Source organism: Pseudodesulfovibrio sp. 5S69 (assembly GCF_037094465.1).
Taxonomy (GTDB): domain Bacteria; phylum Desulfobacterota; class Desulfovibrionia; order Desulfovibrionales; family Desulfovibrionaceae; genus Pseudodesulfovibrio; species Pseudodesulfovibrio methanolicus.
On record NZ_CP146609.1, the window covers coordinates 2,994,783 to 3,019,086 of the forward strand.

Annotated in this window: 25 protein-coding genes and 1 tRNA gene; 12 read left to right on the forward strand and 14 right to left on the reverse strand. The window is 64.1% G+C overall.

Annotation, left to right across the window (positions count from 1 at the left end; genetic code table 11):
* Nucleotide 1: 1 nt before the first annotated feature.
* From ybeY to V8V93_RS14380, 8 genes are all read right to left on the reverse strand, one after another.
* Entirely contained in the window at nt 2-493 is a 492-nt protein-coding gene (gene ybeY, locus V8V93_RS14345) for an rRNA maturation RNase YbeY (protein ID WP_338667277.1), read from the reverse strand.
* Complete coding sequence (locus V8V93_RS14350; RefSeq protein WP_338667278.1) at nt 490-1,509, reverse strand: PhoH family protein; 1,020 nt, start codon at nt 1,507-1,509, stop codon at nt 490-492. The genes ybeY and V8V93_RS14350 overlap by 4 nt, the downstream gene beginning before the upstream one ends.
* On the reverse strand, nt 1,476-2,240 hold the full coding sequence (locus tag V8V93_RS14355) for an ABC transporter permease (RefSeq protein WP_338667279.1): 765 nt from the start codon (nt 2,238-2,240) through the stop codon (nt 1,476-1,478). Before V8V93_RS14355 ends, V8V93_RS14350 begins: the two co-directional genes overlap by 34 nt.
* On the reverse strand, nt 2,234-2,968 hold the full coding sequence (locus V8V93_RS14360) for an ABC transporter ATP-binding protein (RefSeq protein WP_338667280.1): 735 nt from the start codon (nt 2,966-2,968) through the stop codon (nt 2,234-2,236). Before V8V93_RS14360 ends, V8V93_RS14355 begins: the two co-directional genes overlap by 7 nt.
* A gap of 3 nt (nt 2,969-2,971) precedes the next feature.
* A complete protein-coding gene (locus tag V8V93_RS14365; protein ID WP_338667281.1) occupies nt 2,972-3,898 on the reverse strand; it encodes an ABC transporter substrate-binding protein in 927 nt (308 codons plus the stop codon).
* 119 nt (nt 3,899-4,017) lie between these two features.
* On the reverse strand, nt 4,018-5,103 hold the full coding sequence (locus tag V8V93_RS14370; protein WP_338667282.1) for an SO_0444 family Cu/Zn efflux transporter: 1,086 nt from the start codon (nt 5,101-5,103) through the stop codon (nt 4,018-4,020).
* A 77-nt stretch (nt 5,104-5,180) separates the two neighbouring features.
* Complete coding sequence (locus V8V93_RS14375) at nt 5,181-5,537, reverse strand: ArsR/SmtB family transcription factor (RefSeq protein WP_422394372.1); 357 nt, start codon at nt 5,535-5,537, stop codon at nt 5,181-5,183.
* Between the two features lie 114 nt (nt 5,538-5,651).
* On the reverse strand, nt 5,652-8,597 hold the full coding sequence (locus V8V93_RS14380; protein WP_338667284.1) for an NAD-glutamate dehydrogenase domain-containing protein: 2,946 nt from the start codon (nt 8,595-8,597) through the stop codon (nt 5,652-5,654).
* A 227-nt stretch (nt 8,598-8,824) separates the two neighbouring features.
* Here V8V93_RS14380 and V8V93_RS14385 point away from each other — a divergent pair, with 227 nt between their 5' ends.
* Together V8V93_RS14385 and V8V93_RS14390 are read left to right on the forward strand one after the other, a co-directional pair.
* Nucleotides 8,825-9,769 carry a chemotaxis protein gene (locus V8V93_RS14385; RefSeq protein WP_338667285.1) on the forward strand — a complete coding sequence of 315 codons (945 nt, stop codon included), beginning with the start codon at nt 8,825-8,827 and terminating at the stop codon, nt 9,767-9,769.
* A complete protein-coding gene (locus tag V8V93_RS14390) occupies nt 9,766-10,167 on the forward strand; it encodes an Hpt domain-containing protein (protein WP_338667286.1) in 402 nt (133 codons plus the stop codon). The genes V8V93_RS14385 and V8V93_RS14390 overlap by 4 nt, the downstream gene beginning before the upstream one ends.
* Nucleotides 10,168-10,232: 65 nt before the next feature.
* Here V8V93_RS14390 and V8V93_RS14395 read toward each other — a convergent pair whose 3' ends face one another.
* The 3 genes from V8V93_RS14395 to V8V93_RS14405 form a co-directional block, all read right to left on the reverse strand.
* Complete coding sequence (locus tag V8V93_RS14395) at nt 10,233-10,742, reverse strand: hypothetical protein (RefSeq protein WP_338667287.1); 510 nt, start codon at nt 10,740-10,742, stop codon at nt 10,233-10,235.
* An 11-nt stretch (nt 10,743-10,753) separates the two neighbouring features.
* On the reverse strand, nt 10,754-12,598 hold the full coding sequence (locus V8V93_RS14400) for a UbiD family decarboxylase (protein ID WP_338667288.1): 1,845 nt from the start codon (nt 12,596-12,598) through the stop codon (nt 10,754-10,756).
* 109 nt (nt 12,599-12,707) lie between these two features.
* The gene (locus V8V93_RS14405; RefSeq protein WP_338667289.1) at nt 12,708-12,986 is read right to left on the reverse strand and encodes a hypothetical protein; all 279 of its coding nucleotides are present in this window, start codon (nt 12,984-12,986) and stop codon (nt 12,708-12,710) included.
* Nucleotides 12,987-13,215: 229 nt separating this feature from the next.
* On the opposite strand from V8V93_RS14405, the gene V8V93_RS14410 reads away from it, so the two are divergent.
* Nucleotides 13,216-13,620: a bacteriohemerythrin gene (locus V8V93_RS14410; RefSeq protein ID WP_338667290.1), complete on the forward strand. Its 405-nt coding sequence runs from the start codon at nt 13,216-13,218 to the stop codon at nt 13,618-13,620.
* A 51-nt stretch (nt 13,621-13,671) separates the two neighbouring features.
* Here the strand turns inward: V8V93_RS14410 and V8V93_RS14415 are convergent.
* Nucleotides 13,672-13,748, reverse strand: a tRNA-Arg gene (locus V8V93_RS14415).
* Nucleotides 13,749-13,912: 164 nt separating this feature from the next.
* Here V8V93_RS14415 and V8V93_RS14420 point away from each other — a divergent pair.
* Nucleotides 13,913-14,476 carry a UbiX family flavin prenyltransferase gene (locus V8V93_RS14420; protein WP_338667291.1) on the forward strand — a complete coding sequence of 188 codons (564 nt, stop codon included), beginning with the start codon at nt 13,913-13,915 and terminating at the stop codon, nt 14,474-14,476.
* Between the two features lie 10 nt (nt 14,477-14,486).
* Nucleotides 14,487-15,164, forward strand: a complete 678-nt coding sequence (locus V8V93_RS14425; protein WP_338667292.1) for a metal-dependent hydrolase — start codon at nt 14,487-14,489, stop codon at nt 15,162-15,164.
* A gap of 4 nt (nt 15,165-15,168) precedes the next feature.
* Here the strand turns inward: V8V93_RS14425 and V8V93_RS14430 are convergent, their stop codons facing one another.
* Nucleotides 15,169-15,426 carry a hypothetical protein gene (locus V8V93_RS14430; protein WP_338667293.1) on the reverse strand — a complete coding sequence of 86 codons (258 nt, stop codon included), beginning with the start codon at nt 15,424-15,426 and terminating at the stop codon, nt 15,169-15,171.
* Between the two features lie 92 nt (nt 15,427-15,518).
* Complete coding sequence (gene uvrC, locus V8V93_RS14435) at nt 15,519-17,333, reverse strand: excinuclease ABC subunit UvrC (protein ID WP_338670196.1); 1,815 nt, start codon at nt 17,331-17,333, stop codon at nt 15,519-15,521.
* Nucleotides 17,334-17,613: 280 nt separating this feature from the next.
* Here uvrC and V8V93_RS14440 point away from each other — a divergent pair, with 280 nt between their 5' ends.
* The 7 genes from V8V93_RS14440 to dnaB all read left to right on the forward strand — a co-directional run bounded on the left by V8V93_RS14440 (nt 17,614) and on the right by dnaB (nt 24,287).
* On the forward strand, nt 17,614-18,981 hold the full coding sequence (locus V8V93_RS14440) for an outer membrane homotrimeric porin (protein ID WP_338667294.1): 1,368 nt from the start codon (nt 17,614-17,616) through the stop codon (nt 18,979-18,981).
* 261 nt (nt 18,982-19,242) lie between these two features.
* The gene (hisD, locus tag V8V93_RS14445; protein ID WP_338667295.1) at nt 19,243-20,547 is read left to right on the forward strand and encodes a histidinol dehydrogenase; all 1,305 of its coding nucleotides are present in this window, start codon (nt 19,243-19,245) and stop codon (nt 20,545-20,547) included.
* Between the two features lie 29 nt (nt 20,548-20,576).
* Nucleotides 20,577-21,473: a phosphoribosylaminoimidazolesuccinocarboxamide synthase gene (locus V8V93_RS14450; RefSeq protein WP_338667296.1), complete on the forward strand. Its 897-nt coding sequence runs from the start codon at nt 20,577-20,579 to the stop codon at nt 21,471-21,473.
* 264 nt (nt 21,474-21,737) lie between these two features.
* The gene (gene rpsF, locus V8V93_RS14455) at nt 21,738-22,028 is read left to right on the forward strand and encodes a 30S ribosomal protein S6 (protein WP_338667297.1); all 291 of its coding nucleotides are present in this window, start codon (nt 21,738-21,740) and stop codon (nt 22,026-22,028) included.
* Nucleotides 22,029-22,039: 11 nt separating this feature from the next.
* A complete protein-coding gene (gene rpsR, locus V8V93_RS14460; RefSeq protein ID WP_014321549.1) occupies nt 22,040-22,303 on the forward strand; it encodes a 30S ribosomal protein S18 in 264 nt (87 codons plus the stop codon).
* 12 nt (nt 22,304-22,315) lie between these two features.
* Nucleotides 22,316-22,864, forward strand: coding sequence for a 50S ribosomal protein L9 (rplI, locus tag V8V93_RS14465; RefSeq protein WP_338667300.1), 549 nt, complete (start codon nt 22,316-22,318; stop codon nt 22,862-22,864).
* On the forward strand, nt 22,836-24,287 hold the full coding sequence (gene dnaB / locus V8V93_RS14470) for a replicative DNA helicase (RefSeq protein WP_338667302.1): 1,452 nt from the start codon (nt 22,836-22,838) through the stop codon (nt 24,285-24,287). The genes rplI and dnaB overlap by 29 nt, the downstream gene beginning before the upstream one ends.
* Nucleotides 24,288-24,304: the final 17 nt, after the last annotated feature.

Consider the following 24,304-nt stretch of genomic DNA (forward strand, 5'->3'; position numbering starts at 1 on the left):
TCTACCCCGCCGCCTCCGCGTATTCGTCCAGGACCCGGTCCACGGCCGCGTCCGTCATGTCGAACATGACTTCGCCGTGGTCGAACCCGGCCAGGTGCAGCAGCCCGTGGGCCAACAGCCGGGCCAGGTGCTCCAGCGGGGCCTGGCCGTACAGGTCGGTCTCCCGCGCCAGGGCGTCCACGGACAGGGCCAGCTCGCCGAGAAAGGTTTGGTCGCCGGGTTCGCCGACCTCTCCGCTCCCGTCCTTGCCGGGGTCCTCCGAGTCATGGGCCGGGAAGCTGAGGATGTTGGTCGGGCCGGTGCAGCCCAGAAATTCGCGGTTGAGCCGGGCGATCTCGCGGTCATCCACCAACTGGAGCTCGAAGGTGCGGCCGGTGAGCCCCAAGGCGTCCAGCAGGATCGCGGCCAACGCCCCGAGTTCGGACCGGGACAAGGGGAACCTCGGGTCGAGCCGGGTCTCCCTGACGATCTCCACCGGGCCGCTCACGCTCATTGTTCGTTGCCCTCATGGGCGTCGTAGGCCCGGACGATACGCCCCACCAGCGGGTGGCGGATAACGTCCTTCTCGTCGAAGGTGATGAACTTCACGCCCTTGACCCCTTCGAGGATGCGCCTCGCGTGGAGCAGGCCGGACTTGGCGTGGACCGGCAGGTCGATCTGGGTGACGTCGCCGGTGACCACGGCTTTGGATCCGAAGCCGAGCCGGGTCAGGAACATCTTCATCTGCTCGGGCGTGGTGTTCTGGGCCTCGTCCAGGATGATGAAGGCGTCGTTCAGGGTGCGCCCGCGCATGAAGGCCAGCGGGGCCACCTCGATGACCCCGGACTCCTGGTAATCCTGGACCTTGGCGAAATCGAGCATGTCGTGCAGGGCGTCGTAGAGCGGCCGCAGGTACGGGTTGATCTTCTCGGCCAGGTCGCCGGGCAGGAAGCCGAGCTTCTCGCCCGCCTCCACCGCCGGACGGGTCAGGACGATGCGCTTGACCTCGCGGCGGGTCAGCGCGCCCACGGCCATGGCCACGGCCAGGTAGGTCTTGCCCGTGCCCGCCGGGCCGATGCCGAAGGTCATGTCCGACTCGCGGATGGCGTCGAGATATTCCCGCTGGTTCAGGGACTTGGGCGACACGGTCCGCTTGGCCGAGGTGGCGTAGACGTCGCCCTTGAAGACCTCGCACACGTCGGCCGAGGGCTGGCGCTCGAGGATACGGCAGGCGAAGTCCACGTCCTGCGGGTACACGGACTTGCCGCGCCGGATCATGGCGTAGAGCTGGGTCAGGACCTGGGCCGCCAGATCGCCCTTCTGCTCCTCCCCCTCCGGGGAGTGGATGACCAGGGTGTTGCCCCGGCTCTCGATACGCACGCCGATGCGTTCGCCCAGGAGTTTCAGATGCTGGCCGTGGGGACCGAAAAGTTGGCTGGCCATATGGCCGTCGTCGAATTCAAGCTTGGTGACGGGCAGAACGATTTCCTCCGGAATTACTCCTTGGCGCGCAAGAACATCCACTTGCATGTCTTGCGTTCCAGGACGTTGGCGACCTCGTACAGGGCCGCGCCCATGATCGACATGCCGAGGATGCCGGAGAACATAGTCAGATAGTCCATGGCCCCCCAGGCGTCCATGATCATATATCCCAGCCCCCTGGTGGTGGCAAAGGATTCAACGAAAAAAAGAACGGCCACGGACACGCCGGTGCCCAGGCGCAGGGCCGTGAACCCGTGCGGGAGCGCCGCCGGGAGCAGGACCTCGCGCAGGACGTCCATGTTCGAGCCCCCCAGGGAGCGGACCGAATCGAAGTACTTGGGATGGATGGAGCGCACCCCGTCGCGGGTGGTGACCAGGATCTGGTAGCCGAGGATGAGCGCGATCATGGCGATCTTGGAGGTGTCGCCCAGGCCGAGCAGAAGCAGGAACACGGGCAGGAGCACGATCTTTGGGACCGGATAGGTCAGGAAGACGAACGGGGCCAGGAGGTCGTCCACACGCTTGACGCTGCCCATGACCAGGCCGAGAGGAAAAGCCGTGACCCAGGCCAGGGCCATGGCGGTCACCGAGCGGTACAGGCTGACCCCGAAGTGCTCCCAGAAGATTTGCGTGGTCATGGCCTGGCCCAGAGCCGCCAGGGCGTCCTCGGGGTTGGGCAGGATGACCCCGCCCAGGGCCACGGCGGTCAGCTTCCAGAGCACGCCCACGACCAGGATGACCAGGCCGTAGCGCAGGATGGCGCCCACAGGCCTCACCACTGGGCCTCCACGGTGTGGCGCAGCTCCCTCAGAAGCGCGAAGCACGCCTCGGTGTCGCGGATGTGCGCATCGCCGAAGCCGGGGTTGTCGAACACGGCCACGGGACGGGCCGGACGCGCGGACATGACCATGATCTTTTGGCCGAGCATGACCGCCTCTTCAAGCGAATGGGTGACCAGGACATAGGGCACCCTGCGCGCCTGCCACGCCTCGAGCAGGGCCAGTTGCAGCCGCTCGCGGGTCAGGGCGTCCAGGGAGGAAAAGGGCTCGTCCAGCAGGGTCAGCCGGGGCCGGGTGACGAAGGCGCGGGCGATGGCCACCCGCTGCTGCTCCCCGCCCGAAAGGTTGGCCGGATAATCGTTTTCGCGTCCGGTGATGCCGACCTCGGCCAGTTGGGCGCGCGCCCGCTCGATGCGCTCCCTGCGGCCAACGCCCTGGACCTTGAGGCCGAGCGCCACGTTGTCGATGACCGTGCGCCAGGGCAGCAGGCCGTAATCCTGGAGAATGATGGAGATGTCCGAGGTCGGGCCGGTGATGGGCTCGCCGCCGAGCAGCGCGCGCCCGGTGTCCGGTGCGGCCAGCCCGCTCAACAGATAGAGCAGGGTCGTCTTGCCGCAGCCGGACGGGCCGACCACGGCCAGGGTCTCGCCCTGCTCAAGGCTGAAGGAGACGTCCGTGATGACGGTCCTGCCGTCATAGGATTTACCCAGGTTCTCGGCGGTCAACATGAGCTAATTATGCGCGGGCGGCAGGGCTGCGGCGTCGGGCACCCGTTCTTTGAGCAACCCCTTGGCGATCATCCAGTCCTGGACCTCATTCAGCTCCGCGGCGGCGGGCAGCGCGGGGGCCGGGAAGGGATAGACCGGGAACTGGGAGACGAGCGGCTTGGGGATGCGGCAGGTCTCGGCCATGAGCGCGCGGTACTTCTCCGGGTTCTCGGCGAGCCGCCGGACCGCCTCGCCGTAGGCTGCCAGGAACTCGCCGTAGGCCGAGCCCCCGTTCTCGAAATAGCGCTTGTGCAGGCAGAGCACGGTCAGCGGCAGGTCCAGTTCCTCGGCCGTGGCCAGGACGTTGCCGCCCTTGAGCCGGGCGAGGGAGAGCAGCGGCTCGGGCAGCAGGGCCGAGTCCACCTGGTCGGTCAGGAGCATCTGCAACCGGATGGGCATCTTCTTGACCTCCAGCCGCTCGAAATAATCGTGCTTCACCCCGAGGTGGTCCTCCAGCTTGTCGGCCAGGAACTCCATGACCGTGGACTTGGACAGGGCCAGGGTGCGGCCCCCCATCCCGGCCAGGTCCCTGTCCCGGTTGGCGGGCGACAGGGCGATGCCGAACATGGGATAACCCGGCGTGGTCCGCCAGGAGGTCAGGGCGATGTGCATGGGCACGCCCCGGTCCAGGAGCAGGTAGGTGGCCACCAGGTCGCCGAAGTAGCCGTCGATCTGGCCGGTCTGCATGGCCATGTCGCGCTCCAGCGCGGACATGAACCGCACCAGGGTCACGTCCAGGCCGTGCTCGGCAAACAGCCCTTCCTTCTCGGCCACCTGCAACGGCAGGGTGTCGATAACCGGCAGGATGCCGAAGCGGATCTTGATGTTCTCGGCCTGGGCCGTGGTGGCCAGGGCCAGGATTACGGCCAGGGCGAGCAGGATTTTCTTCATTCCGATTCCCCTTGGATTTGCTGGCGGGCTTTTAGCATGATGCGCCGAGAAAAGAAAGACGCGACAGCCCGTTGCCGCCGCGTCCGAAATGCGGGAACCGACCGGCCCCGATGCTAGCCTCAGCCGCCGTGGGAGTGCGAATCACCGGACAGGAAGGAGCCCAGGAAGCTCTTGGCCACCAGGGCCAGCGTGAGCACGGCGGCGGCCACGCCCACCCAGTGGGGCAGCAACTCGCCCACGTCCGAGACCGTGGCCCGGATGTCCAGGCCAAGCGCTGCGTACAGGTGGTCCGTGGCCCAGGCCAGGACCAGGGAGCAGACCATGATGGAGGCCACGTAGAGCCCGGCGGCCCGCTTGCCCAGAGTCTTGAGCATGACCGTGATGGTCGCGCCGTTGGTGGCCGGCCCGGCCAGGAGGAAGACCAGGGCCGCGCCCGGAGAGAGCCCCTTGAGCAGGAGCGAAGCCGCGATGGGCGTGGAGGCCGTGGCGCAGACGTACAGCGGCAGGGCCACCACGAGCATGGCCAGGTAGGAGAACAGGCCGGTGCCCACCCAGCGGTCCACGGCGTCCGCCGGGATAGCTGCCGAGATGACCCCGGCGATGAGCACGCCCACCAGGAGCCAGCGGCCGATGTCCTCGATCATCTCGCCGAAGGCGTAGCGCATGCCCGCCGAGAACCGGCCCTTGAAGGTGGGCGGCGGGGGCACGGCGCAGGAGCCGCCGCAGCCGCAGCCGGTGCAGGCCGCCGCGCCGTCGGACAGTCCGGCCAGGGACCGGGGTTCGTCCTTGTCGTCCGGGAAGGCGTTGATCAGCACCCCGGCGAAGATGGCGGTAATGGATGCGGCCACGGGCCGGATGACGGTCATGAGCGGATCGATGAGGGCGTAGGTCACGGCCATGGAGTCCACCCCGGTCTCGGGCGTGGAGATCATGAAGGCCGTGGTCGCCCCCTTGCTGGCGCCCTGCCCTCGCAGGCCGAGGGCCGCGGGCAGCACGCCGCAGGAGCAAAGCGGCAGCGGCACGCCGATGACGGCGGCCTTGAGCACCGCGCCCACAGACTTGCCTCCCAGATGGCGGGCCATAAACGAATCGGGGACGAACCCCTTGAGCAGACCGGCCACGAAAAACCCGAAGAGGACGTACGGTGCGGCCTCAACCAGCACGTTCCAGGACTCGACCAGGACATTGACGACGATATCGACCATACAAAACCTACAAAGACATTTTATTCACAAGTGAATACCTATTCATAGAAAAGGACAAAAAAAAAGGAGGAGGCGGGCTACGCCTCTTCCTTGATGTGGTCCAATCCCTGGGAGACCAGGTTGCGCACGTGGTCGTCGTCCAGGGAATAAAAAACGTTCTTGCCCTCCTTGCGGTAGCGCACCAGCTTGGCGGCTCGAAGCAGCCTGAGCTGATGGGAGATGGCCGACTGGGACATGTCCAGGACCTCGGCCAGGGCGCAGACGCAGAGTTCGCCGATGGACAGGGCGAACAGAATGCGCACGCGGGTGTAATCCCCCAAGGCCTTGAACAGTTCGGCCAGGAACAGGAATTCCCGTTCGGAGAGCATGGACTCTCGGGCGGCAGCGACATTCTCTGCGTGCTGCTCGGTATCACTGCAAGCAATATTCGACATTTCTTCCCTCACATGAATAATCACTCATTTGTTATAACAATACGTACAGACACCTCGCTTGTCAAGTCCGGCACCCCCGTGACGGGGATGCCGGGCATTGTCGCACCTTCCGCCCTACCCCAGCCCGAGACGGTCCAGGGTCAGGAGCTTGCGGCCCGAGAAGTCCAGGATGCGGTCTATGAGTTCGGCGTGGGGCAGGCCCGCGCCGCGCACCTCGGCCATGAGCCCGGCCACGACCTTCTCCTGTGCGAGGTAGCCGAAGACCACCTCGCGCACGTCGCGCAGGGAGACCAGCCGGTCGGCCCAGCCCAAGCCTTCCTGGTAGAGCATCCTGGCCGAGATGAACGAGGCCAGCAGGGCCAGTTGGTGAGGCCTCGGCAGGTCGTTCACGATCCGGTCGCGGTATTTTTCGACCAGTACGTCCGGGCAGTAGGACAGCAGGACTTCGACCAGTTCCGGGTCGTCGGCCACCCTGTCCACGGATTCCGTGAGCACGGCGTCCACGTGGTCGGCCAGGGTGTTGATGGACTCGGACAGGGCATAGGAGAGTTGCGTGATGGTCCGCCGCCCGCCGGACAGCTTGTACTCGTGCATGAGCAGGCGCGCCTCGGACCGGGCCCGCAGCCGGAGGATGTCCAGGAGCTGGGCGATGTAGTCCTGCTTGATGCCCAAAAACTCCTCCTCGCTCAGGATGAGCCCGGCCAGGATCTCGTAGGACGAGCAGATCACGCCGGTCTTGTTGGCCGACGGGCCGGGAACCACCGGGACCCCGGCCTTTTCGAGCATGACGCGGGCATCGGTCGAGATGAAGATGTTGGCCCCTTCGACGATGCCCCTGGCCGAGGGCGTGCCGTCCTTTTGCAGGAACTCCTTCCAGTTGGTCATGTTCACCGTGTCCGGCCTGCCCCCGGACGGTATGAAGATGTCGGCCACCACCGTGTTGTGCAAGGCGTTGCGGATGCGGATGCCCTGGGGCTCGGCCGCAGTGACCGCGAAAGCCCCCTCGCCCTTGAGCCGGTCCCTGTTGAAATCCGAAGTCCGCAGATCGTTGTCCATGAGCCGGAGCAGTTCGGCGTGGTCCATGCCGTCCGGGTCGTAGACCGCGCCGTGGCCGTCGGACATGGCCAGTATCCGGGCGTTGTCGCCGTACTCGCGCATGAGGATGCGCATGACGTTGGAGGCCACGTCCCCGGCCGGGCCGCCGGTCAGCTTGACCGTGAACGGCTGGTTCCTGGGGTCGATGCCCAGCGTGTGCAGCAACTCCTCGGCGAAGACGATGACCCCTTCCGAGGTCACGCCGTACTGCTTGTGGGCGATGCCCGCACCGGGCTTGGAACTCATGAAGGCGCTGGGCCACTTGTAGCCGCGCCGGGCGGCCCGGTCCGCCATCCACTGGATGTGCGCCGGGGTGATGTTCTCGTCCGGGCCCAGGAAGATGATCTCCTCGCGGTTCAGATAGTCCACGATGCCGGGCTGGACGAAGCCCTCCGCCCCTTCCGGGACGACCAGCAGGTCCAGGAAGGAATCGACCATGGACTTGAGCGCCAGGTCGATGTCCCCCTCGGGACCGAGCAGGATGACGGCCTTGGAGCCGCCCTCGGGGATGTCCTTGTTCTTGAACTGCTGGGCGCGGGCCAGCTTGGTGACCTCGTCGAGCAGCCGGTTGGACTCGACCTCGAACTGTTCCTGGCTCCAGGTCCGGACCACGCGCACGCCGCCGCGCGCCATGTCGCGGTAGCGCACCTGGAAGGCCCAGCTATACGGGCCGTGGAAGCAGTACAGCCCGAAGGGCCGCTCCCTGCGCGGCAGCGGGGCCAGGATGAGCGGGTCGAGGCGGAAGCTCAATCCGAGCTTGTGCTCCAGGTAGTAGTTGGTCCGCAGGGTGTAGCGGAAGAACTTGTAGATGTAGGTCAGGATGTCGCGGTGGATGGCGTTGTCCACGTCCCGTATGGCCGCGCGGACGCGGTCGCGCTGGTCGCGAACGGCCCTGGCCCGGTCGCCCGCGAACGCCGGATTGAAGCGGATGTCGAAGTACTCCATGAGCATCCCGGCCACGTCCCTGTGCTTGAGGATGGCGTAGACGATGCGCGAGGAGGTGTAGGCGTGCAGATCCTTGCGGATGAGGAACTGGTGGGCGAATTCGCCCGCGGCCTGCATGAGCATGACCTGGCCGAGCTCCCAGCCGTCCTCGTAGGCCAGGGCGTCCAGGCCGTGCGGCGCGAACCACTTGCACATCTCGAGCTGGCGCTTGAGCTTCCGCCACGGTTCACCGCCCTCGTCCAGGTTCACGCGCTTTTGGTCGAGGTAGAAGCTCATGATGGAAATGGCGGGCAGTCCGGGCCGCTCGAACTCGTCGGCATAGGCCCGGTCCACGGGAATGCCCGCCCGGGCGATGACGTTGACCACCGTGTGCAGCACCCCCTTTTTCGGCGGCTGGGCCATGGCGATGCCGATACGGTCGAAGCCGGGATGGACGTCCTTTTCGAGCTGCACCTGGACCCGCTCCACGTTCTCCACACAGCCGCAGGTCTTGAAGTGGCGTATGGCCCGGGCGGGCTCGAACTTCTCCATGTAATCTTCGCTGATCCAGCCGAGGAACTGCTCGAACCCGTTCAGGTCGCCGGGGTCGAGGTGCATCTCTCCGGCACGGGCCTTTTCCAGGACCTCCTTCACGCCCGCGTTGTCCGCCGCGCACAGCGGCTGCGGGCCGATGACGAAGGTGTCCAGGCGGATGGTGTCGTCCCGGCTGGAATAGATGCGCGCGTGCTGGATGTCCTTGTCGCGGTACTGCTTGAGCACCCAGCCCAGGGTGTCCATATCCCCGCTCGGGGAGATGTGCGTCACCCTGGCCCCGCACGGGCTGTGCAGGGCGATGGACTGTTTCTCCTCGCGGACCATGCCGGAGATGAGGGCCATCAGGTGCTTGATCTGCTCGTCTTCGCCGTGGGTCTGGAAATAGTATTCGGGCATGTCGCCGTAAAACCACGGAACCAGTTTGGCCGCCGATTCATCCAGGGTCTCGAGAAGCTTTTTCCGAATCTTTGCCGGGTCAACAGACATATTTCCGTCCATCATGCATCTCCCTTCCGTTTGGGTAACTTTTCCACGTGTCTCTCTTGTGCATGGGCGAAGCCATCGCGTCAACCCCATAACCCGGCCGTCCGATGGTGCCAACACATTATAAATGTCTTACTTATCAATCTAATGGCGTGGACATAAAATGTGCGACAGCGTATGCAGACGGGTATGGGTACCCAGGAAAGAACATCCGATAAGGGAGTAGGGATATGAGTAAGAGCGCCATCGATACCGGAATCCTTCTGGAGACGGGAACCAACGAGCTCGAAATACTCGAGTTCTATATCAACGAGATCCGCGAGGAAGGAAAGGACCCGGTTCCCAATTTCTTCGGCATCAACGTGGCCAAGGTCATGCAGGTCATCGAGACCCCCAACCTCGAACCGCCCGAATCGGCCCCCCACCCCTCGTTCATGGGGACCATCCCCCTGCGCGACCTCATCCTCCCGGTCCTCGACCTGTCCGTCTGGCTGGAGCTGAACATGCCCAAGACCGAGCGGGACATCGTCATCGTCACCGAATTCAGCAAGTCCGTGACCGGATTCCTGGTCTCGGGCGTGACCGAGATCCACCGCGTGGGCTGGGAGAAAGTCATCCCGCCGTCGAGCATCATCTCCACCAACACCGACGCCATCATCGGCCTCATCGACAAGGGCGAATACTTCGTCCAGCTCCTGGACCTGGAGACGATCCTGTCCCAGTTCGAGCCCGACGACGGCGTGGAGATGGCCGTGTCCGAAAACGAGTACAAGGTCCTCGTGGCCGACGACTCGGCCACCATCCGGGCCATGATCAAGGCCAATCTGACCGAGGCCAACTTCCAGCCGATCATCACCAACAACGGCGACGAGGCCCTGCGTACCATCCTGGATCTCAAGGCCAGGGCCGAGGCCGAGGGCAAGGACATCACCGAATACGTGGACCTGGTCATTTCCGACATCGAGATGCCGCTCATGGACGGATTCAGCCTGACCAAGAACATCAAGCAGGATCCGGTCTTGCGCAACCTCCCCGTTATACTGTACTCTTCCATCATCACGAACGAACTGCGGCACAAGGGCGAGTCGGTGGGCGCGGACATGCAGATATCCAAGCCCGACCTGCACACCATACCGCAAGTGGCGCTCGAACTCATCGAAGGTGGTGCGGATTGATACAGCGAGGCGACCAAGTCCTCGAAATCTTTCTCGAAGAGACAGCGGATCGGCTCGATGCCATCGAGTCGGGTCTGTTGCATTTGGAGAGTTGCGGCGAAGACTGCGACCCCGAGATCATCAATTCCATCTTCCGCGACGCCCATTCGGTCAAGGCGGGCTCCAACCTGCTCAAGCTGAAAACCATCGAGGATCTGGCCCACAAGCTCGAAAACGTCCTCGAAATGATCCGCAAGAAGCAGATCGCCCCCTCGGAGATTATCGTCACCGCCTGCCTCGAATCCGTGGACAAGCTCCGCGAGCTGATCGAAAACATCGAGCGCAGCGACACCATCTCCACCCGGCTGCACACGCACATGCTCGAAGTGGCCGTCCAGAAGACCCTGCAAGGGGAATAACGACACCGAACGAAAAGCGGCCGCGCCCCAAGGGGCGCGGCCGCTTTATTTCATGGTGCCGGCGACTAGTTTTCCAGGGTCGCAAGGAGCTCCTGGGCCTCGCTCATGCGCGAGAAGGAGGTATTCTTGAAGACCTCGCTCTCCACGGCCTTGACGAACTCGTCGTAGGTCAGGATCCGGAAGTCCAGCATCATCCCCTTGATCTTGAAATACATCTCCAGAAAGGAGAAGACCGGCTCGTCGATCAGCGTCCTGGCCAGGTCCCGCCCGTTATTCAGGGTGGTGTACGGCTTGTTCATCCCGCCCAGGTAGAACATGTCCAGGCCAGACTTTCCGTCCGTAACCACCCCGAGCAGGTTGAAGGTCTGGAGGCGGGCCGCGAATTCCTCCGTCATGTTCGGCATCTCCATGAGGTCCTTTTTGGGGAACATGCCCACGAAGACCATCTGCCCGCCCTCCTCGGCCATGGTGTGCCGAAAGACGTGCTCATCCCGGTTCTTCCGGGCGGCCTTGACGGTTTCGTAGAGGTCGAGGGCAAAGGCGAGTTTCAATTCCTGTGCGACTTTTTCGTCCATGTGGTTCTCCGTTAGATGATTCCGTGCAACGGGCCGCCCTTGGCGCCCAGTTCGTCCACCCGCTTTTCCACCTCGGGGTCGTCCTCAAGCGGCGGCGCGTGGTAGGTCTTCAGTCTGGCGTCCACGACCAGGGCCTTGTCCGCGCCCCAGTGCTTGGCGTGGGTGAACGCGCCCGCGCCGTAGATGTCCGTGGCCGGATCGGAGCGGGTGAAGGTCACCCACAGAAAGTTGTCCCAGTCTTGGGCCGTGAAACGCGCGTCGTCGGCCACCACGATCAGGGGAAAGCCCTCGATGCCCGGAACCTTGGCCAACATCGCGCCCAGCCGCTCCAGGGCCGGGTCCTGCTGGTCCCGCTTGCGGCGGTGCTTGGGGCCCTTGACGACCAGAATTCCCGGCGCGAAGACCCTCGGATCGCGGAAGCCGCGCGGCAGGTCGAGCCCGGCCGGGACCTCGGCGGCCAGTTCGCGCTTGCGGTTCCCGGCCACGGCCAGGACCAGCTTGGAGCCCTGGTTCAGGCTGATGCCCGAGTAATCCAGGGTGTCGATGGTGGTCCGGGTGATGAAATGCAGGTCGCGGGTCAGGTCCGCCCGCTCCAGCAGATGGCGGAAAAACGCGGGCACATCGTGGCAGCCCACCCCCTGCGGCAGGTCCTCGCGGGCCGCGATGAGCACGTATTTGGACAGCGAGGTCTGGGTGTTGCCGAGCAGGGCCATGGCATTGGTCAACAGTTCCTGGGGCTGGCGCTCGGCCGCGTACGGCACGTAGCGCTCGCTGCCCACGGCCAGGAGCAGCGGGTGCACCCCGGCCGCGTCCACGGCGTGAACCTCGTGCACACCCGCGAAGACCGACGGCACCAGTTCGGCGGTCAGTTCGTGGACGAACTGGCCGAAGAGCGTGTCCTCCTGCGGCGGACGCCCCACCGTGGTGAACGGCCAGACCGCGTCGTCGCGGTGATAGACCTTGTCCACCCTGAGAACCGGAAAATCGTGGGCCAGGCTGTAATAGCCCAGGTGGTCGCCGAAGGGCCCCTCGGGCTTCTCCCCGCCCCGGACCACGGTGCCGCAGATGCAGAAGTCCGCCTCGGCCGAGATGGGCAGCCCGCCGGGCCGCACGACCATGGGGATGCGGTGCCCGCCCAGCGCGCCGGCGAAAAAGATTTCGGCCAGCCCCTCGGGCAGGGGCATCATGGCGGCCAGGGTCATGGACGGCGCGCCGCCCACCGCGATGTTGACCTTGAGCGGCTCGCCCCGGCGCAGGGCCTCGGCATGATGGTGGCCGATGCCCCGGTGGATCTGGTAGTGCAGCCCCACCTCCCGGTCGCGGACGTAGTCGTTGCCCGACAACTGGACGCGGTACATGCCCAGGTTGGACCCGGCGAAGCCCGGCGCGGCCGGGTCCTCGGTGTAGACCTGGGGCAGGGTCACGTAGGGGCCGCCGTCCATGGGCCAGGACTGGAGCTGCGGCAGGCTGGACACCACGGTCTCGTTGGCCATGACCGGCCCGTCCGAGACCTTTTTGGGCAGGGTGTGCCAGGCCGTCCTGGGCGCGCCGAGATACTGCCACGGACGGCGCAGGAACTCCATGGGGTCGAGCTTCAGCTTCATCAGCCGCTCCACCGTCTCCACGGTGTCGCGAAAGAGGAAGCGCATGCGCTCCCGCGTGCCGTAGAGGTTGGCGGCCATGGGGAACCGGCAGCCCCGGACGTTGCCAAAGAGCAGGGCCGGCCCCTTGGCCCGGAAGACCCTGCGCTGGATGGCGCCGATCTCGAGCTTCGCGTCCACGCACTTGTCGATGCGGACGAGGTCTCCCCGTGCCTCGAGGGCCTCGAGGCATTCACGCGTATTCCTGTATCCCATTGCGGTTCCCGTTTGTTGACTTGTGGCGAGCCAATCTAGACGGAAAAGACGGAAAAGTTAAGCGGAGAATCGAGCAGCGCGGGAACCTCGGAGCGGGAGCCGCCGTGGGCTAGTTCGTGGCCGAGGGCGGTTCCCAGACGCAGGCGTACCGCTCGGGCGACGCTTGGCTGTAGCCCGACAGCAAATCCTCGTCCAACGGCTTCATCCAGCGCGAAGCGAGGTTGCGGCAGGTGTTGCAGAACTCCTCGGGGTAGTTGCACACCAGGCAATAGGGTTGATAGTCGTCGCAGCTCGCGGCGTTCCAGGGGCGTTGGTGCCCGAGAATGCACTTCTTGTGGTGGAAGACGCATTCCTGGCAGTTGTTTGACATCGTTAACATTTTACGCATTGTTCAGTCCTCCGAACCGGGTATGATCTCAGTATTGCCTGTAAGCACGGCGGGCGCTTTTTTTGTATTATAATCTGGCTGCCCCTTCCCGATTCTTCACGCGCCGGACACGTGCCCGCTTCCAAGCCGCCGGAATCGTGAAACTCTGTCGCAACCCGATTCCCGGTCTTGTCATTTACCGCGCATCTGCTAATCTCCGCGAGACCAAAACCGTGTTCGGAGGATACCGATGCCGCTCATTCAATGGGACGAGACCATGTCCGTGGGCATGGACGAGCTGGACGACCAGCACAGGGAACTCATCGACCTGATCAACGAGACCTATGCGGCCATCCAGCGCCACGACGAACCGCTCATGACCTCGCTCATCGACAAGATGCGGGACTACTCAGTGGTCCACTTTCGGGCCGAGGAAGCGATCCTGCGCAGTTGCGACTATCCCGGCAGCGACGTCCACGCGGGCCAGCACCGCGCGTTCGAGGACAAGGTGGCCGACTTCCGGCGCGACATGTTCGTCAAGACCAACCTTTCCCAGGTCTTCATCTTCCTCAGCCGCTGGCTGACCAACCACATCATGCACGAGGACCGCAAGTTCATCCTCTGGCTCCCGGAAACGGACGACAAGGGGGCCTAGCGCAAAAAAGAAAAAGCCCCCGCACATGTGCGGGGGCTTTTTCTTTTTTCATGGTGGGCTATGCAGGATTCGAACCTGCGACCTCTTGCTCCGGAGGCAAGCACTCTATCCAACTGAGCTAATAGCCCACGGGAAGGAAGTAGCTATACTTCCCCTACTCCTTTGTCAAGGCTATACTATCCACCACAAAAATGAAACAACGAACAGGGAGGGACCGCGCCTGGCGGTTTCCCCTTGCAAAAAAGTCTAAAAAAAGTCTATAAGCTCAGGTAGCAGCCGGGCGGGAGAACACATGGAATCTAAACGCATCATCCTGGCAATCAGCGGCGCGAGCGGCAGCCTGTACGCCGCCTCCCTGATCCAGGGACTCGTCGATCGCGACGACGTGGAACTGCACGTCATAGTCTCCGACGCCGCCAGAGAAGTGCTGGCACTCGAAACCGGCCTCCAACCCGACGCCCTCACGCGCGGCGCCACGGTCCACGCCCCCGACGACATCGCCGCCCCCCCCGCCAGCGGCTCCTGGCGGCACGACGGCATGATCATCTGCCCCTGCTCCATGGCCACCCTGTCCGCCGTGGCCACCGGCTTCGGCCACACCCTTATCCACCGGGCCGCGGACGTGACCCTCAAGGAACGGAGGAAACTGATCCTCGTACCTCGCGAGACCCCGCTCTCCGCCATCCACCTGCAAAACATGCTCACGGCGACCCAAGCCGGGGCTGTCATTCTACCGGCATGTCCGGGCTTCTATCATCGCCCGGCAACCATTGCGGACCTGACCGACCAGGTGGCCGGCAAGGTCCTCGACCAACTGGACATCCCCCATTCCCTGTTCAGGCGGTGGGGGGAGTAGGAGAAACGCCATGGAAATTACCTGGTTCGGCCACGCGAATTTCAGAATCAAGGCCGCAGACGCCACCCTGTTCATCGACCCGTTCTTCGTGGGCAACCCCAGCGCCCCCACATCCTATAAGGACGTGGACGAATGCAACCTCATCCTGGTGACCCACGATCACCACGACCACATCGGCCAGACCCTGGAGATGGCCGTCAAGCACGACGCCGAAGTGGTGGCCATGTTCGATGTCATCCAGTCCCTGATGAAGCAGGGGCTGCCCGAACACCTGGGCGTGGGCATGAACATCGGCGGCACGGTCAGCCGCAAGGGGCTGGACATCCAGATGGTCCAGGCCGTCCACTCCTCGACATCGGGGTTCCCCGCGGGCTTCGTCATCACCGAACCGGGCGGCCTGTGCGTCTACGACTCGGGCGACACCGGCCTGTTCGGCGACATGGAACTGATCGGAAAATTCCACGACATCGACGTGGCCATGCTGCCCATCGGCGGCCGGTTCACCATGGACGCCCGGCAGGCGGCCTACGCCTGCAAGCTGCTCAAATGCAAAAAGCTCATCCCCCAGCACTGGGGGACGTGGGGCATCCTGGCCCAGAACACCCGCTCCATGGCCGAGCAGCTCGCTCTGGTGGCCCCGGACACCGAGATGCTCGAACTCGCCATCGGCGAGCCCATGACCATCTAGCGGCCTAGAATTCCTCGTAGACCGCCGGGTCCTGGCCCTTGAGGCGGCCGTCCGGACGCGCCAGCGCGTCGATGGCCGCCATGTCCGCGTCGCACAGCCCGAAGTTGAACACCTTCATGTTCTCGGCCTGGCGCTCGGGCGATGCGGACTTGGGCAGAGCGTCCACTCCGACCGAGCCGTTGAGTTGGTAGGTTCCGAGGCCGAGAGCGGGCATGGCCCGGCCACCGTTCAACATGGTCTCGGGGACGCGCATATCGTGCACGGCCTCTCTCCGGATGAACGGAGGGGCAACGGGAACGGCTTCGGCCGCTTTGCCCTACAGACCATATCCCCCTCGGGGTTCAACCCGAAAAATCAAGATTCCCGTGACGATCTGAGGGCCTGCAGGGCGGCGTGGATCTTGTCCGCCCGCTTGGGGCCGATGCCGGACAGCGCGCCGATGGCCTGCGGCCCGGCCTCAAGCATGGCGTCCAGGGACTCGAAGCGGTCCCAGAGGATGCGGGCCGTCTTGGGGCCGATGCCGGGCAGGGAGGTCAGCTCGCTGCTCAGGACCGCCTTCTTGCGCGCCCGCCGCTGCCTGCCCAGGACAAAGCGGTGGGCCGCGTCGCGGATCTTCTGCAAAAAGAGCAGCTCCGGGCTGCCGGGCTTGAGCGGCATGGGGTTCTTGCGGCCGGGCCGGAAAATCACGTCGCCCAACTCGCCCGCGCGCCGGGATTCGCCCTTGGCGATGGAGGCCAACTCCCAGCCGCACTCCTCGGTGCATTCGGCCAGTCCCCGTTCCACGGCCGAGATCTGGCCCCGGCCGCCGTCGATGAGCACCAGGTCGGGCCATGGCGGACCGGACTCCATGCGCCGCCGCGCCCATCCGGCCAGGGCTGCGTAGTCGTCCCCGGCCCCTTCCAGGTCGGGGAAGGCGTAGACCCGCGAGGCCTCGGGGTTGCGCCGCCCGTCCTCGAAGACCACCTGGCCCACGCGCATGTCCCGGCCGCCCAGGTGCGAGGCGTCCACGCACTCGATGCGCACGGGCTCCTCGGGCAGGTGCAGGGCCTTTTGCAGCCGGGAGGTGATGGTCTCGCGGACCTCCATGGACCGCGCGGCCACATTGCGGGCGATGCCGAGCAACTGCTTCTCCTGGGTGTTGCGGGGCGCGACGATGTGCACGTTGCGGCCCCCGCGCTCGGCCAGGACTTCGGGAAGCGGGGACTCTTCCAGGTCCATGGGCACGACCAGGGTGGACGGAATGAACCGACCCGGCCCGTAGAACTGCCCGATGAAGCTCTCGACCACCTCCGGCCCCTCCTCCAGGGTCAGGCCGGGCCAGAAAAACTGCTTCTGGTCGAGCAGCCGCCCCTGGCGCACGAAGAGCAGACCGAGGCCGAGCCCCTGGCCGTTCTCGGCCAAGCCGACGATGTCGCGGTCGCGGTTGTCGTGGATCACGGCGGCCTGCCCTTCCACGGTCTTCTTCACGGCCCGGATCTGGTCGCGGTACTCGGCGGCCCGCTCGAACTCCATGTCGCGGGAAGCGGCCTTCATCTGGCGGGTCAGGTCGTCCACCAGCTCCAAGCTGCGGCCGGACAGGAGCATCTCCACCCGGTGGACCATCTCGGCGTAGGCCTCGCGGTCCACGTCCTTGACGCACGGGGCCCAGCACTGGCCGATGTCGTGGTACAGGCACGGGCGCACCCGGTTGCGGAAGGCGGTGTCCTTGCACTTGCGCAGGGGAAAGACCTTGCCGAGCAGCTTCCAGACCGTGCGCGCGGCCGAGGCAGAGGTGAACGGCCCGAAGTAGACCGACCCGTCGCGGACCACCTTGCGGGTCATGGACAGGCGCGGGAACTCGTTCTGGCGGTCCAGGCGGAAGAGGACGTACTGCTTGTCGTCCTTGAGGACCACGTTGTAGCGCGGCCGGTGCTTCTTGATCAGCCCGGACTCCAGGAGCAGAGCCTCCTTCTCCGTGGCCGTGAGCAGGGTGTCGATGTGCCGGATGCGGGTGACCAGGGCGCGGGTCTTGGGGGTCTGCCCGGCCGGCTTGCGAAAGTAGGAGGCCAGCCTGCGGCGCAGCTTCTTGGCCTTGCCCACATAGAGGATTCGGCCGCGCCCATCTTTCATTAAATAGACGCCCGGCGTGTCCGGAAAATGGTCGGCAAAAAATTTGTACTCGGTGTCCATGTCGGTGCGGTTTTTTTTCAACACAATTCGTACGAAGAAGGACTATACGGGAATTTCAGCCACAAATCATCTTTACATTTATCATGCATAACCATTTGAATTAAAATTATTTTATACTAAACCACCACTCCCTGAAGTTCAATTTTTTGGCCGGTAAAAAAATTTTTACTTCGATGCTTTTTTTGGCCCAAAATCCTTGCAAAAGCCCTTTACCTGGGATAAACGGGATGCAGTTTAGGCGTTAACTTGGTCTTTAACTGCAAAAAAAGGAAGATCACAAATGAAACGTTTGTCCCTTCTCGCCATCGCCCTGGTCATGGTCCTGGGTATGGCTGTGTCCGCTTCCGCGGCGCCCGAGGTTTCCATCTCCGGTAACCTCCTCGTGAACGCCGTCTGGATGGACAACTGGAACTTCGACAAAGACGCTGGTTCCAAGAACATGCGCATCCTCGAGCGCGCCGACCTGTACTTCACCGTCACCGCCAACGAGAACCTGAAAGGTGTCCTCGGCCTGCGTTCCGACAAGGGGAACTGGGGTCAGGGCGGTTTCGCCCTGGGTCAGTCCGGCGGCGGCAGCTCTATGGGCAACGCCGTGCTGAACATCCGTGACGCGTACATCGACTTCAACTGGCCCGGCACTGACGTCAACGTCAAGGGTGGTATCTTCACCGTCGCCCTGCCGCAGTCCGTTGGTTCCGCTTCCATGGTCCTGGCCGAGCGCGCCGGCGCCGTCATGGTTACCGCTCCGGTGACCGACAACGTCTCCGTCCTGGCCGGTTACACCCGCCTGTTCGACAACGACCCCAACGGTTCCGGTAACGACGATCCTACCAAGGGTACCGTCACCTCCGGTGGCGTCTATGACAACAACTACCTGGACGGCTACCTGGTCGCCCTGCCCCTGTCCTTCGAAGGCGTCTCCGCCACCCCGTTCTTCCTGTACGGCAACGGCGGCCTGAACTACGTCAGCCAGGACACTGTCACCTCCGGTCTTAAGGGCCAGGATGTGTCCGCTTACTGGGTTGGCTCCAACTTCACCATGTCCCTGTTCGATCCCTTCATCGTGAAGGCCGACGTGAACTATGGTAAGCTCGACGCCGAAACCGACACCAACGACGCTTCCGGTTGGTTGTTCGACCTGGGCCTGGACTACACCGGCTTTGACTTCATGACCGTGTCCGCTTTCTTCGTCTACACCACTGGTAGCGACGACGACAACAGCGACGGCGTGGAGACCATGCCCATCCTGGACGGCGACTGGGCCGTTGGCTCCTTCTGGTTCGGCGGTGGTTCCATCACCTCTGACGACATCAACGGTGGCGACACCCCGCTGGGCTTCTGGACCCTCGGCCTGTCCCTGACCGACATCCAGTCCTTCGCCGAAGGCCTGACCCACGACTTCCACGTCCTGTACGTCAAGGGTACCAACGACAAGCGTGCCACCCTCGGCACCTACGGCAAGTACCTGACCGAGAAGGACTCCCTGTGGGAAGTTGACTTCAACACCGCTTACGCCGTGTACGACGAGCTGACCCTGTACGGCCAGCTGGGCTACATCAATTCCGACTTCGACCAGGACGTCTGGACCGCTCAGAACGTCGAGGACGATGCCTGGAAGATCGCCACTGGTGTTGTCTACAAGTTCTAAGCTCGCTTAGAACCTTAAGCTGAAAAGCTTATTTGCCAAGTAACGCCCAGAGGGCCGGGGAGTGCAAACCCCGGCCCTCTTCCATTTCTTCAACAATGCCGGGGAGCAGGCGTATCGACGCCATCCGGCCCTGGCCCGACATCGAGGGGCGTCCCCCGCCCCGCATTCCAGGCCTGGCCGCCCTCGACTTTTGATCGGCGCTCGGCTATAAAATTTCCCCTTGGACGAACAACAGGACAACCGCCTTTTTTCGAGGTCGATATGAATTGCAGAGAATTGACATATGCGAACCGGGACGATTGGGATGCCATCGGCCGGTGGCTGGAACGGCGCAAAGACCCGGACACCAAGGTCGACGCCATCGTGCGCGATATTCTGGCCGACGTCCGCGGCCGCGGCGACCAGGCCCTGGCCGAGTACACCCGTAAATTCGATTGCCCGGACTTTGACGCGGCCGCCCTGCGCGTGCCCGGAGCGGCCATTGCCGCCGCCCTGACCGAGATCCCGGACGCGGACGTCGAGATACTGAAGGAAGCCATCCACCGGGTGCGCGCCTTCCACCTGAATCAGAAGGAAAAGTCCTGGTGGACCACCGCCGAAGACGGCACCATCCTCGGCCAGATGGTCCGGCCCGTGGACCGCGTGGGCCTGTACGTGCCCGGCGGCCAGGGCGGGGAGACCCCGCTCATCTCAAGCCTGATCATGAACGCCATCCCGGCCCAGGTGGCCGGGGTCGACTCCATCGCCGTGACCTCACCTCCGCGCAAGGACGGCACGCTCAACCCGTATATCCTGGCCACCGCCGCCCTGCTCGGGCTGGACGAAATCCACCTGGCCGGGTCCGCCTGGGCCATCGCGGCCCTGGCCTTCGGTACCGAAACCATCGCCCCGTGCGACGTGCTGGCCGGTCCGGGCAACATCTTCGTGGCCACGGCCAAATCCCAGCTCATCGGACAGGTGGGCATCGACATGGTCGCCGGTCCGTCCGAGATCGTCATCCTGGCCGACGCCACGGCCACCCCGGCCTGGCTGGCCGCGGATATGCTCTCCCAGGCCGAGCACGACCCCCTGGCCGCGTCCATCCTGGTCACCCCGGACAAGGGCCTGGCCGACCAGGTCCGCAAGGAGCTGGACACCCAGTGCGCCGCCCTGCCGCGCTGCGACATCGCCGCGAAATCCCTTGAGGACTGGGGCGCGATCGTCACCGTGCCCGGCATCGAGGCCGGGACGGAGCTGGTCAACCTGCTGGCGCCCGAGCACCTGGAACTGGCCGTCGGCGACCCGTGGTCCCTGCTCGGCTCCATCCGCCACGCCGGAGCCATCTTCATGGGCCACAACTCGCCCGAACCCGTGGGCGACTACTTTGCCGGGCCCAACCACGTGCTGCCCACCCTGCGCACGGTCCGTTTTTCCTCCGCCCTGTCGGTGCAGAACTTCTGCAAGAGATCCAGCGTGATCGCCGCCAGCCCGGGCTACGTGGCCGAGCACGGCGCCAAGATCGCCCGGCTGGCCCGGCTGGAAGGGCTCGAAGCCCACGCCCGCAGCGTGGAACAACGCAACAAGTAACAGTACATTCAAGCAATAGAGGAAATATCATGGCTGCCGTTCTTGAAACCAACATCACCGAATATCCGCTCATCTCGCGGGGCAAGGTCCGCGACATCTACGAGATCGACGCGGACACCCTGCTCCTGGTGACCACCGACCGCATCTCCGCCTTCGACGTGGTCATGCCCGATCCCATCGAGGACAAGGGCAAGGTGCTCAACCAGATCACCCTGTTCTGGATGAAGATGATGGAGGACCTGGTCCCCAACCACATCCTCGCCACCAACGTGGACGACTACCCCGAACCGTTGCGCAAGTACCGCGACCAGTTGCAGGACCGCTCGGTGCTGGCCAAAAAGGCCAAGCCCCTGCCCATCGAATGCATCGTGCGCGGCTTCATCACCGGCTCGGGCTGGTCCGACTACCAGAAGACCGGCGAGGTCTGCGGCCACAAGCTGCCGGAGGGGCTGAAGGAATCCGAGATGCTCGAAAAGGCCCTGTTCACCCCGTCCACCAAGGCGGACCTGGGCGAGCACGACGAGAACATCACCCTCGACAAGGCCGCCGACCTGCTCGGCGAAGAGATGATGCGCAAGGTCGAGAAGCTGGCGCTTTCCATCTACACCCGCGCCCGGGACTACGCCAAGCAGCGCGGCATCCTCATAGCGGACACCAAGTTCGAGTTCGGCATCCTGGACGGGGAACTGCTCTTCATCGACGAAGCCCTGACCCCGGACTCGTCGCGCTTCTGGCCCGAAGAGGGATACGCGCCCGGCAAGTCCCAGCCGAGTTTCGACAAGCAGTACTTCCGCGACTGGCTCGTGGAGATCGGCTTCAACAAGCAGCCGCCCGCGCCCCACGTGCCCGAAGACATCGCCGCGCGGACCCGCGAGAAATACCTCGAAGCATACAAGCTCCTGACCGGAGAGGACCTGAAGGTCTAAGGAGGGCCCCATGCCCGAATGGTTGCAACTCATCGCCCTGGTCGTCGTGGGCCTGGCCATCGGCCGGTTCCTGCGCGGAAAATTCGGCGGCGGATGAGGACCGTCGAACCAATGCGGCTGGACGCCGCCCGACGACAAGGATAAGAAATAGAGAGCCCGGAGCCGGGACCGCCTCTTGACAGGCGGACCGATTCCCCATATGTAACGCCTCTTGCCTTGCTCTCCTCCAGGTGGAGGAGGGCCAATGACCAAAAGGAGAATGAAATGGCAAACAATTACGAGACGCTCGTCCTGCTCTCCCCGGAGCTGGCGGCAGAGGACAGGACCACCCTCCTGGACACTCTGACCGGCATCGTGGACCGCGAGGGCGGCAAAATGGTTGAGACCGACGACTGGGGCATGCGCCAACTGGCCTACCCCGTCCAGAAGCAGACCCGTGGATACTACGTTCGCCTGGTGTACGAAGCCCCCGGCGCGCTGGTTGCCGAACTCGAGCGCAACATCCGCATCGCTGACGGCATCTTCAAATTCATGACCGTCAAACTGGCTGCCTAGGAGGTTTCACCATGGCTTTCCGCAAGAAATTCACCCCGAGGAAGAAGTTCTGCCGCTTCTGCGCGGACGCAGAGCTGCCCCTGGACTACAAGCGCCCGGATATCCTCCGCGACTTCGTCACCGAACGCGGCAAGATCATCGCCCGTCGGATCACCGGCACCTGCGCCAAGCACCAGCGCCGCCTGACCAACGAGATCAAGCGCGCCCGGCAGATGGCCCTGCTTTTCTACACCACCGTTCACAGCACCGATGTGAAGAAACGGAGCTCCATGTAGGAGGGAGGACCCATGAAACTTATCTTACGCGCTGACGTCGACGCTCTGGGTCGACTCGGAGACATCGTTACCGTCAAGCCCGGTTACGGCCGCAACTACCTGATTCCCCAGGGACTGGCCAAGCCGGCTACCACCGCCAACCTGAAGGCGTTCGAACTGGAGCGCCGCAAGCTGCAGGAGCAGGCCGATTCCCTGCGCGCCCAGGCCGAGGGCCTGGCCGACCGCATCGCCGCCGCCCCCATCGAGATCGAAGTGCGGGTCGGTGACGGCGACAAGCTGTACGGCTCCGTGACCACCTCCAACATAGGTGACGCCATGGAAGCCGCCGGCATTGAGATCGATCGCCGCAAGATCATCCTGGCCGAACCCATTCGCTCTCTGGGTGAGTACGAGATCGAGATCCGCCTGCACCCGGACGTGCACGGCGTGCTGAAGCTCTCCGTCATCCGCCACGGCGGCCCCGTCGTCGAGGAGATCGAAGAAGTCGAAGAAACCGCAGAAGTGGCCGAGGCCGTCGAGGAATCCGTAGAGAATGTCGACGCCGAAACCACAGAGGCCTAAATCAGGCCAATACGCAGATAATCCGGAAGAGGCCCTGGACAGGGCCTCTTCCGATATCCTACGCAAAGTCCCCCCACACTCTTTCGAGGCCGAGCAGTCCGTGCTCGGCGGCGTGTTCCAGTCCGAGTCCATGTTCCACCAACTGGTGGACATCATCGGCCCGGATGATTTCTATTCCCCCGTCCACCGGGACATCTTCAAGGCCTTCACCCAGCTCTACGACGACCACCAGCCCATCGACGTGGTCACCGTCGCCAACCAACTGGCCATGAACGGCACCCTGGACACCGTGGGCGGCCCGGTCTACCTGGCCGAACTGTCCGACTCCGTGGTCAGCGCGTCCAACGCCCTGCACCACGCCCAGATCGTCCGCGACAAGTGCATCCTGCGCGAACTCATCGACATCTCCAGCGGGATCATCTCCAACTGCTTCTCCTCCGCCGACGTGGGCGAGGTCCTGGACGAGTCCGAAAAGGAAATTTTCCGCATCGCGCAATCTAAGGAAATGCGCGGCATGCAGTCCAGCGGTCAGTTGATGTCCAAGGTCTTCGACGAGCTGACCGCGCGGTTCAACAACAAGTCCGTGGTCACGGGCATCCAGACGCACTACCACGAATTCGACAGCATGACCGCGGGGTTGCAGAACTCTGACCTGATCATCATCGCGGGCCGCCCGTCCATGGGCAAGACCGCCTTCGCCCTGAACGTGGCCTTGCGCGCCGCAGCCCGGTCCGAATGCCCCACGGCCATCTTCTCGCTGGAGATGTCCATGGAACAGCTCATGACCCGCCTGCTGGCCGTGCAGAGCAAGGTGGAGCTGTCCAACCTGCGCACCGGCTACCTCGACGACTCCGACTGGAACAAGCTGTACGAAGGCGCGGACGTGCTCAGCAAGGCCCCGATCTTCATCGACGATACCCCGGCCCTCTCCACCCTGGAGCTCCAGGCCCGCTGCCGCCGTCTCAAGGCCGAGCACAACCTCGGGCTGGTGGTCGTGGACTACCTCCAGTTGATGCGCTCCAGCGCCCGCCCGGACTCCCGCGAGCAGGAAATTTCGGACATCTCCCGCCACCTCAAGGCCCTGGCCAAGGAGCTGAACGTGCCGGTCATTGCCCTGTCCCAGCTCAACCGCAAAGTCGAAGAGCGCACGGACAAGCGGCCCATGATGTCGGACCTGCGCGAGTCCGGCGCCATCGAGCAGGACGCGGACATCATCATCTTTCTCTACCGCGACGCCGCGTACAACAAGAGCGAGGACAACCCGCTCAAGAACCACGCGGAAGTCATCATCGGCAAGCAGCGCAACGGCCCCACCGGCAGGTGCGAGCTCTTCTTCAAGAAGGAATACACCCTGTTCGAGAACATGGACGCCACGGCCTATCCCTCCGAGCTGCCCGAGGGATTCCACCAGGACTCCGACTAACTTCAAGCCTGCGGAAC

Excerpts from the sequence above, each read along its gene's own strand:
- ybeY (WP_338667277.1), bottom strand. The coding sequence starts at position 493 with ATGAGCGTGAGCGGCCCGGTGGAGATCGTCAGGGAGACCCGGCTCGAC.
- V8V93_RS14350 (WP_338667278.1), bottom strand. The coding sequence starts at position 1,509 with ATGCAAGTGGATGTTCTTGCGCGCCAAGGAGTAATTCCGGAGGAAATC.
- V8V93_RS14360 (WP_338667280.1), bottom strand. The coding sequence starts at position 2,968 with ATGTTGACCGCCGAGAACCTGGGTAAATCCTATGACGGCAGGACCGTC.
- V8V93_RS14365 (WP_338667281.1), bottom strand. The coding sequence starts at position 3,898 with ATGAAGAAAATCCTGCTCGCCCTGGCCGTAATCCTGGCCCTGGCCACC.
- V8V93_RS14370 (WP_338667282.1), bottom strand. The coding sequence starts at position 5,103 with ATGGTCGATATCGTCGTCAATGTCCTGGTCGAGTCCTGGAACGTGCTG.
- V8V93_RS14375 (WP_422394372.1), bottom strand. The coding sequence starts at position 5,537 with ATGTCGAATATTGCTTGCAGTGATACCGAGCAGCACGCAGAGAATGTC.
- V8V93_RS14380 (WP_338667284.1), bottom strand. The coding sequence starts at position 8,597 with ATGTCTGTTGACCCGGCAAAGATTCGGAAAAAGCTTCTCGAGACCCTG.
- V8V93_RS14385 (WP_338667285.1), top strand. The coding sequence starts at position 8,825 with ATGAGTAAGAGCGCCATCGATACCGGAATCCTTCTGGAGACGGGAACC.
- V8V93_RS14395 (WP_338667287.1), bottom strand. The coding sequence starts at position 10,742 with ATGGACGAAAAAGTCGCACAGGAATTGAAACTCGCCTTTGCCCTCGAC.
- V8V93_RS14400 (WP_338667288.1), bottom strand. The coding sequence starts at position 12,598 with ATGGGATACAGGAATACGCGTGAATGCCTCGAGGCCCTCGAGGCACGG.
- V8V93_RS14405 (WP_338667289.1), bottom strand. The coding sequence starts at position 12,986 with ATGCGTAAAATGTTAACGATGTCAAACAACTGCCAGGAATGCGTCTTC.
- V8V93_RS14410 (WP_338667290.1), top strand. The coding sequence starts at position 13,216 with ATGCCGCTCATTCAATGGGACGAGACCATGTCCGTGGGCATGGACGAG.
- V8V93_RS14420 (WP_338667291.1), top strand. The coding sequence starts at position 13,913 with ATGGAATCTAAACGCATCATCCTGGCAATCAGCGGCGCGAGCGGCAGC.
- V8V93_RS14425 (WP_338667292.1), top strand. The coding sequence starts at position 14,487 with ATGGAAATTACCTGGTTCGGCCACGCGAATTTCAGAATCAAGGCCGCA.
- uvrC (WP_338670196.1), bottom strand. The coding sequence starts at position 17,333 with ATGGACACCGAGTACAAATTTTTTGCCGACCATTTTCCGGACACGCCG.
- V8V93_RS14440 (WP_338667294.1), top strand. The coding sequence starts at position 17,614 with ATGAAACGTTTGTCCCTTCTCGCCATCGCCCTGGTCATGGTCCTGGGT.
- hisD (WP_338667295.1), top strand. The coding sequence starts at position 19,243 with ATGAATTGCAGAGAATTGACATATGCGAACCGGGACGATTGGGATGCC.
- V8V93_RS14450 (WP_338667296.1), top strand. The coding sequence starts at position 20,577 with ATGGCTGCCGTTCTTGAAACCAACATCACCGAATATCCGCTCATCTCG.
- rpsF (WP_338667297.1), top strand. The coding sequence starts at position 21,738 with ATGGCAAACAATTACGAGACGCTCGTCCTGCTCTCCCCGGAGCTGGCG.
- rpsR (WP_014321549.1), top strand. The coding sequence starts at position 22,040 with ATGGCTTTCCGCAAGAAATTCACCCCGAGGAAGAAGTTCTGCCGCTTC.
- rplI (WP_338667300.1), top strand. The coding sequence starts at position 22,316 with ATGAAACTTATCTTACGCGCTGACGTCGACGCTCTGGGTCGACTCGGA.
- dnaB (WP_338667302.1), top strand. The coding sequence starts at position 22,836 with ATGTCGACGCCGAAACCACAGAGGCCTAAATCAGGCCAATACGCAGAT.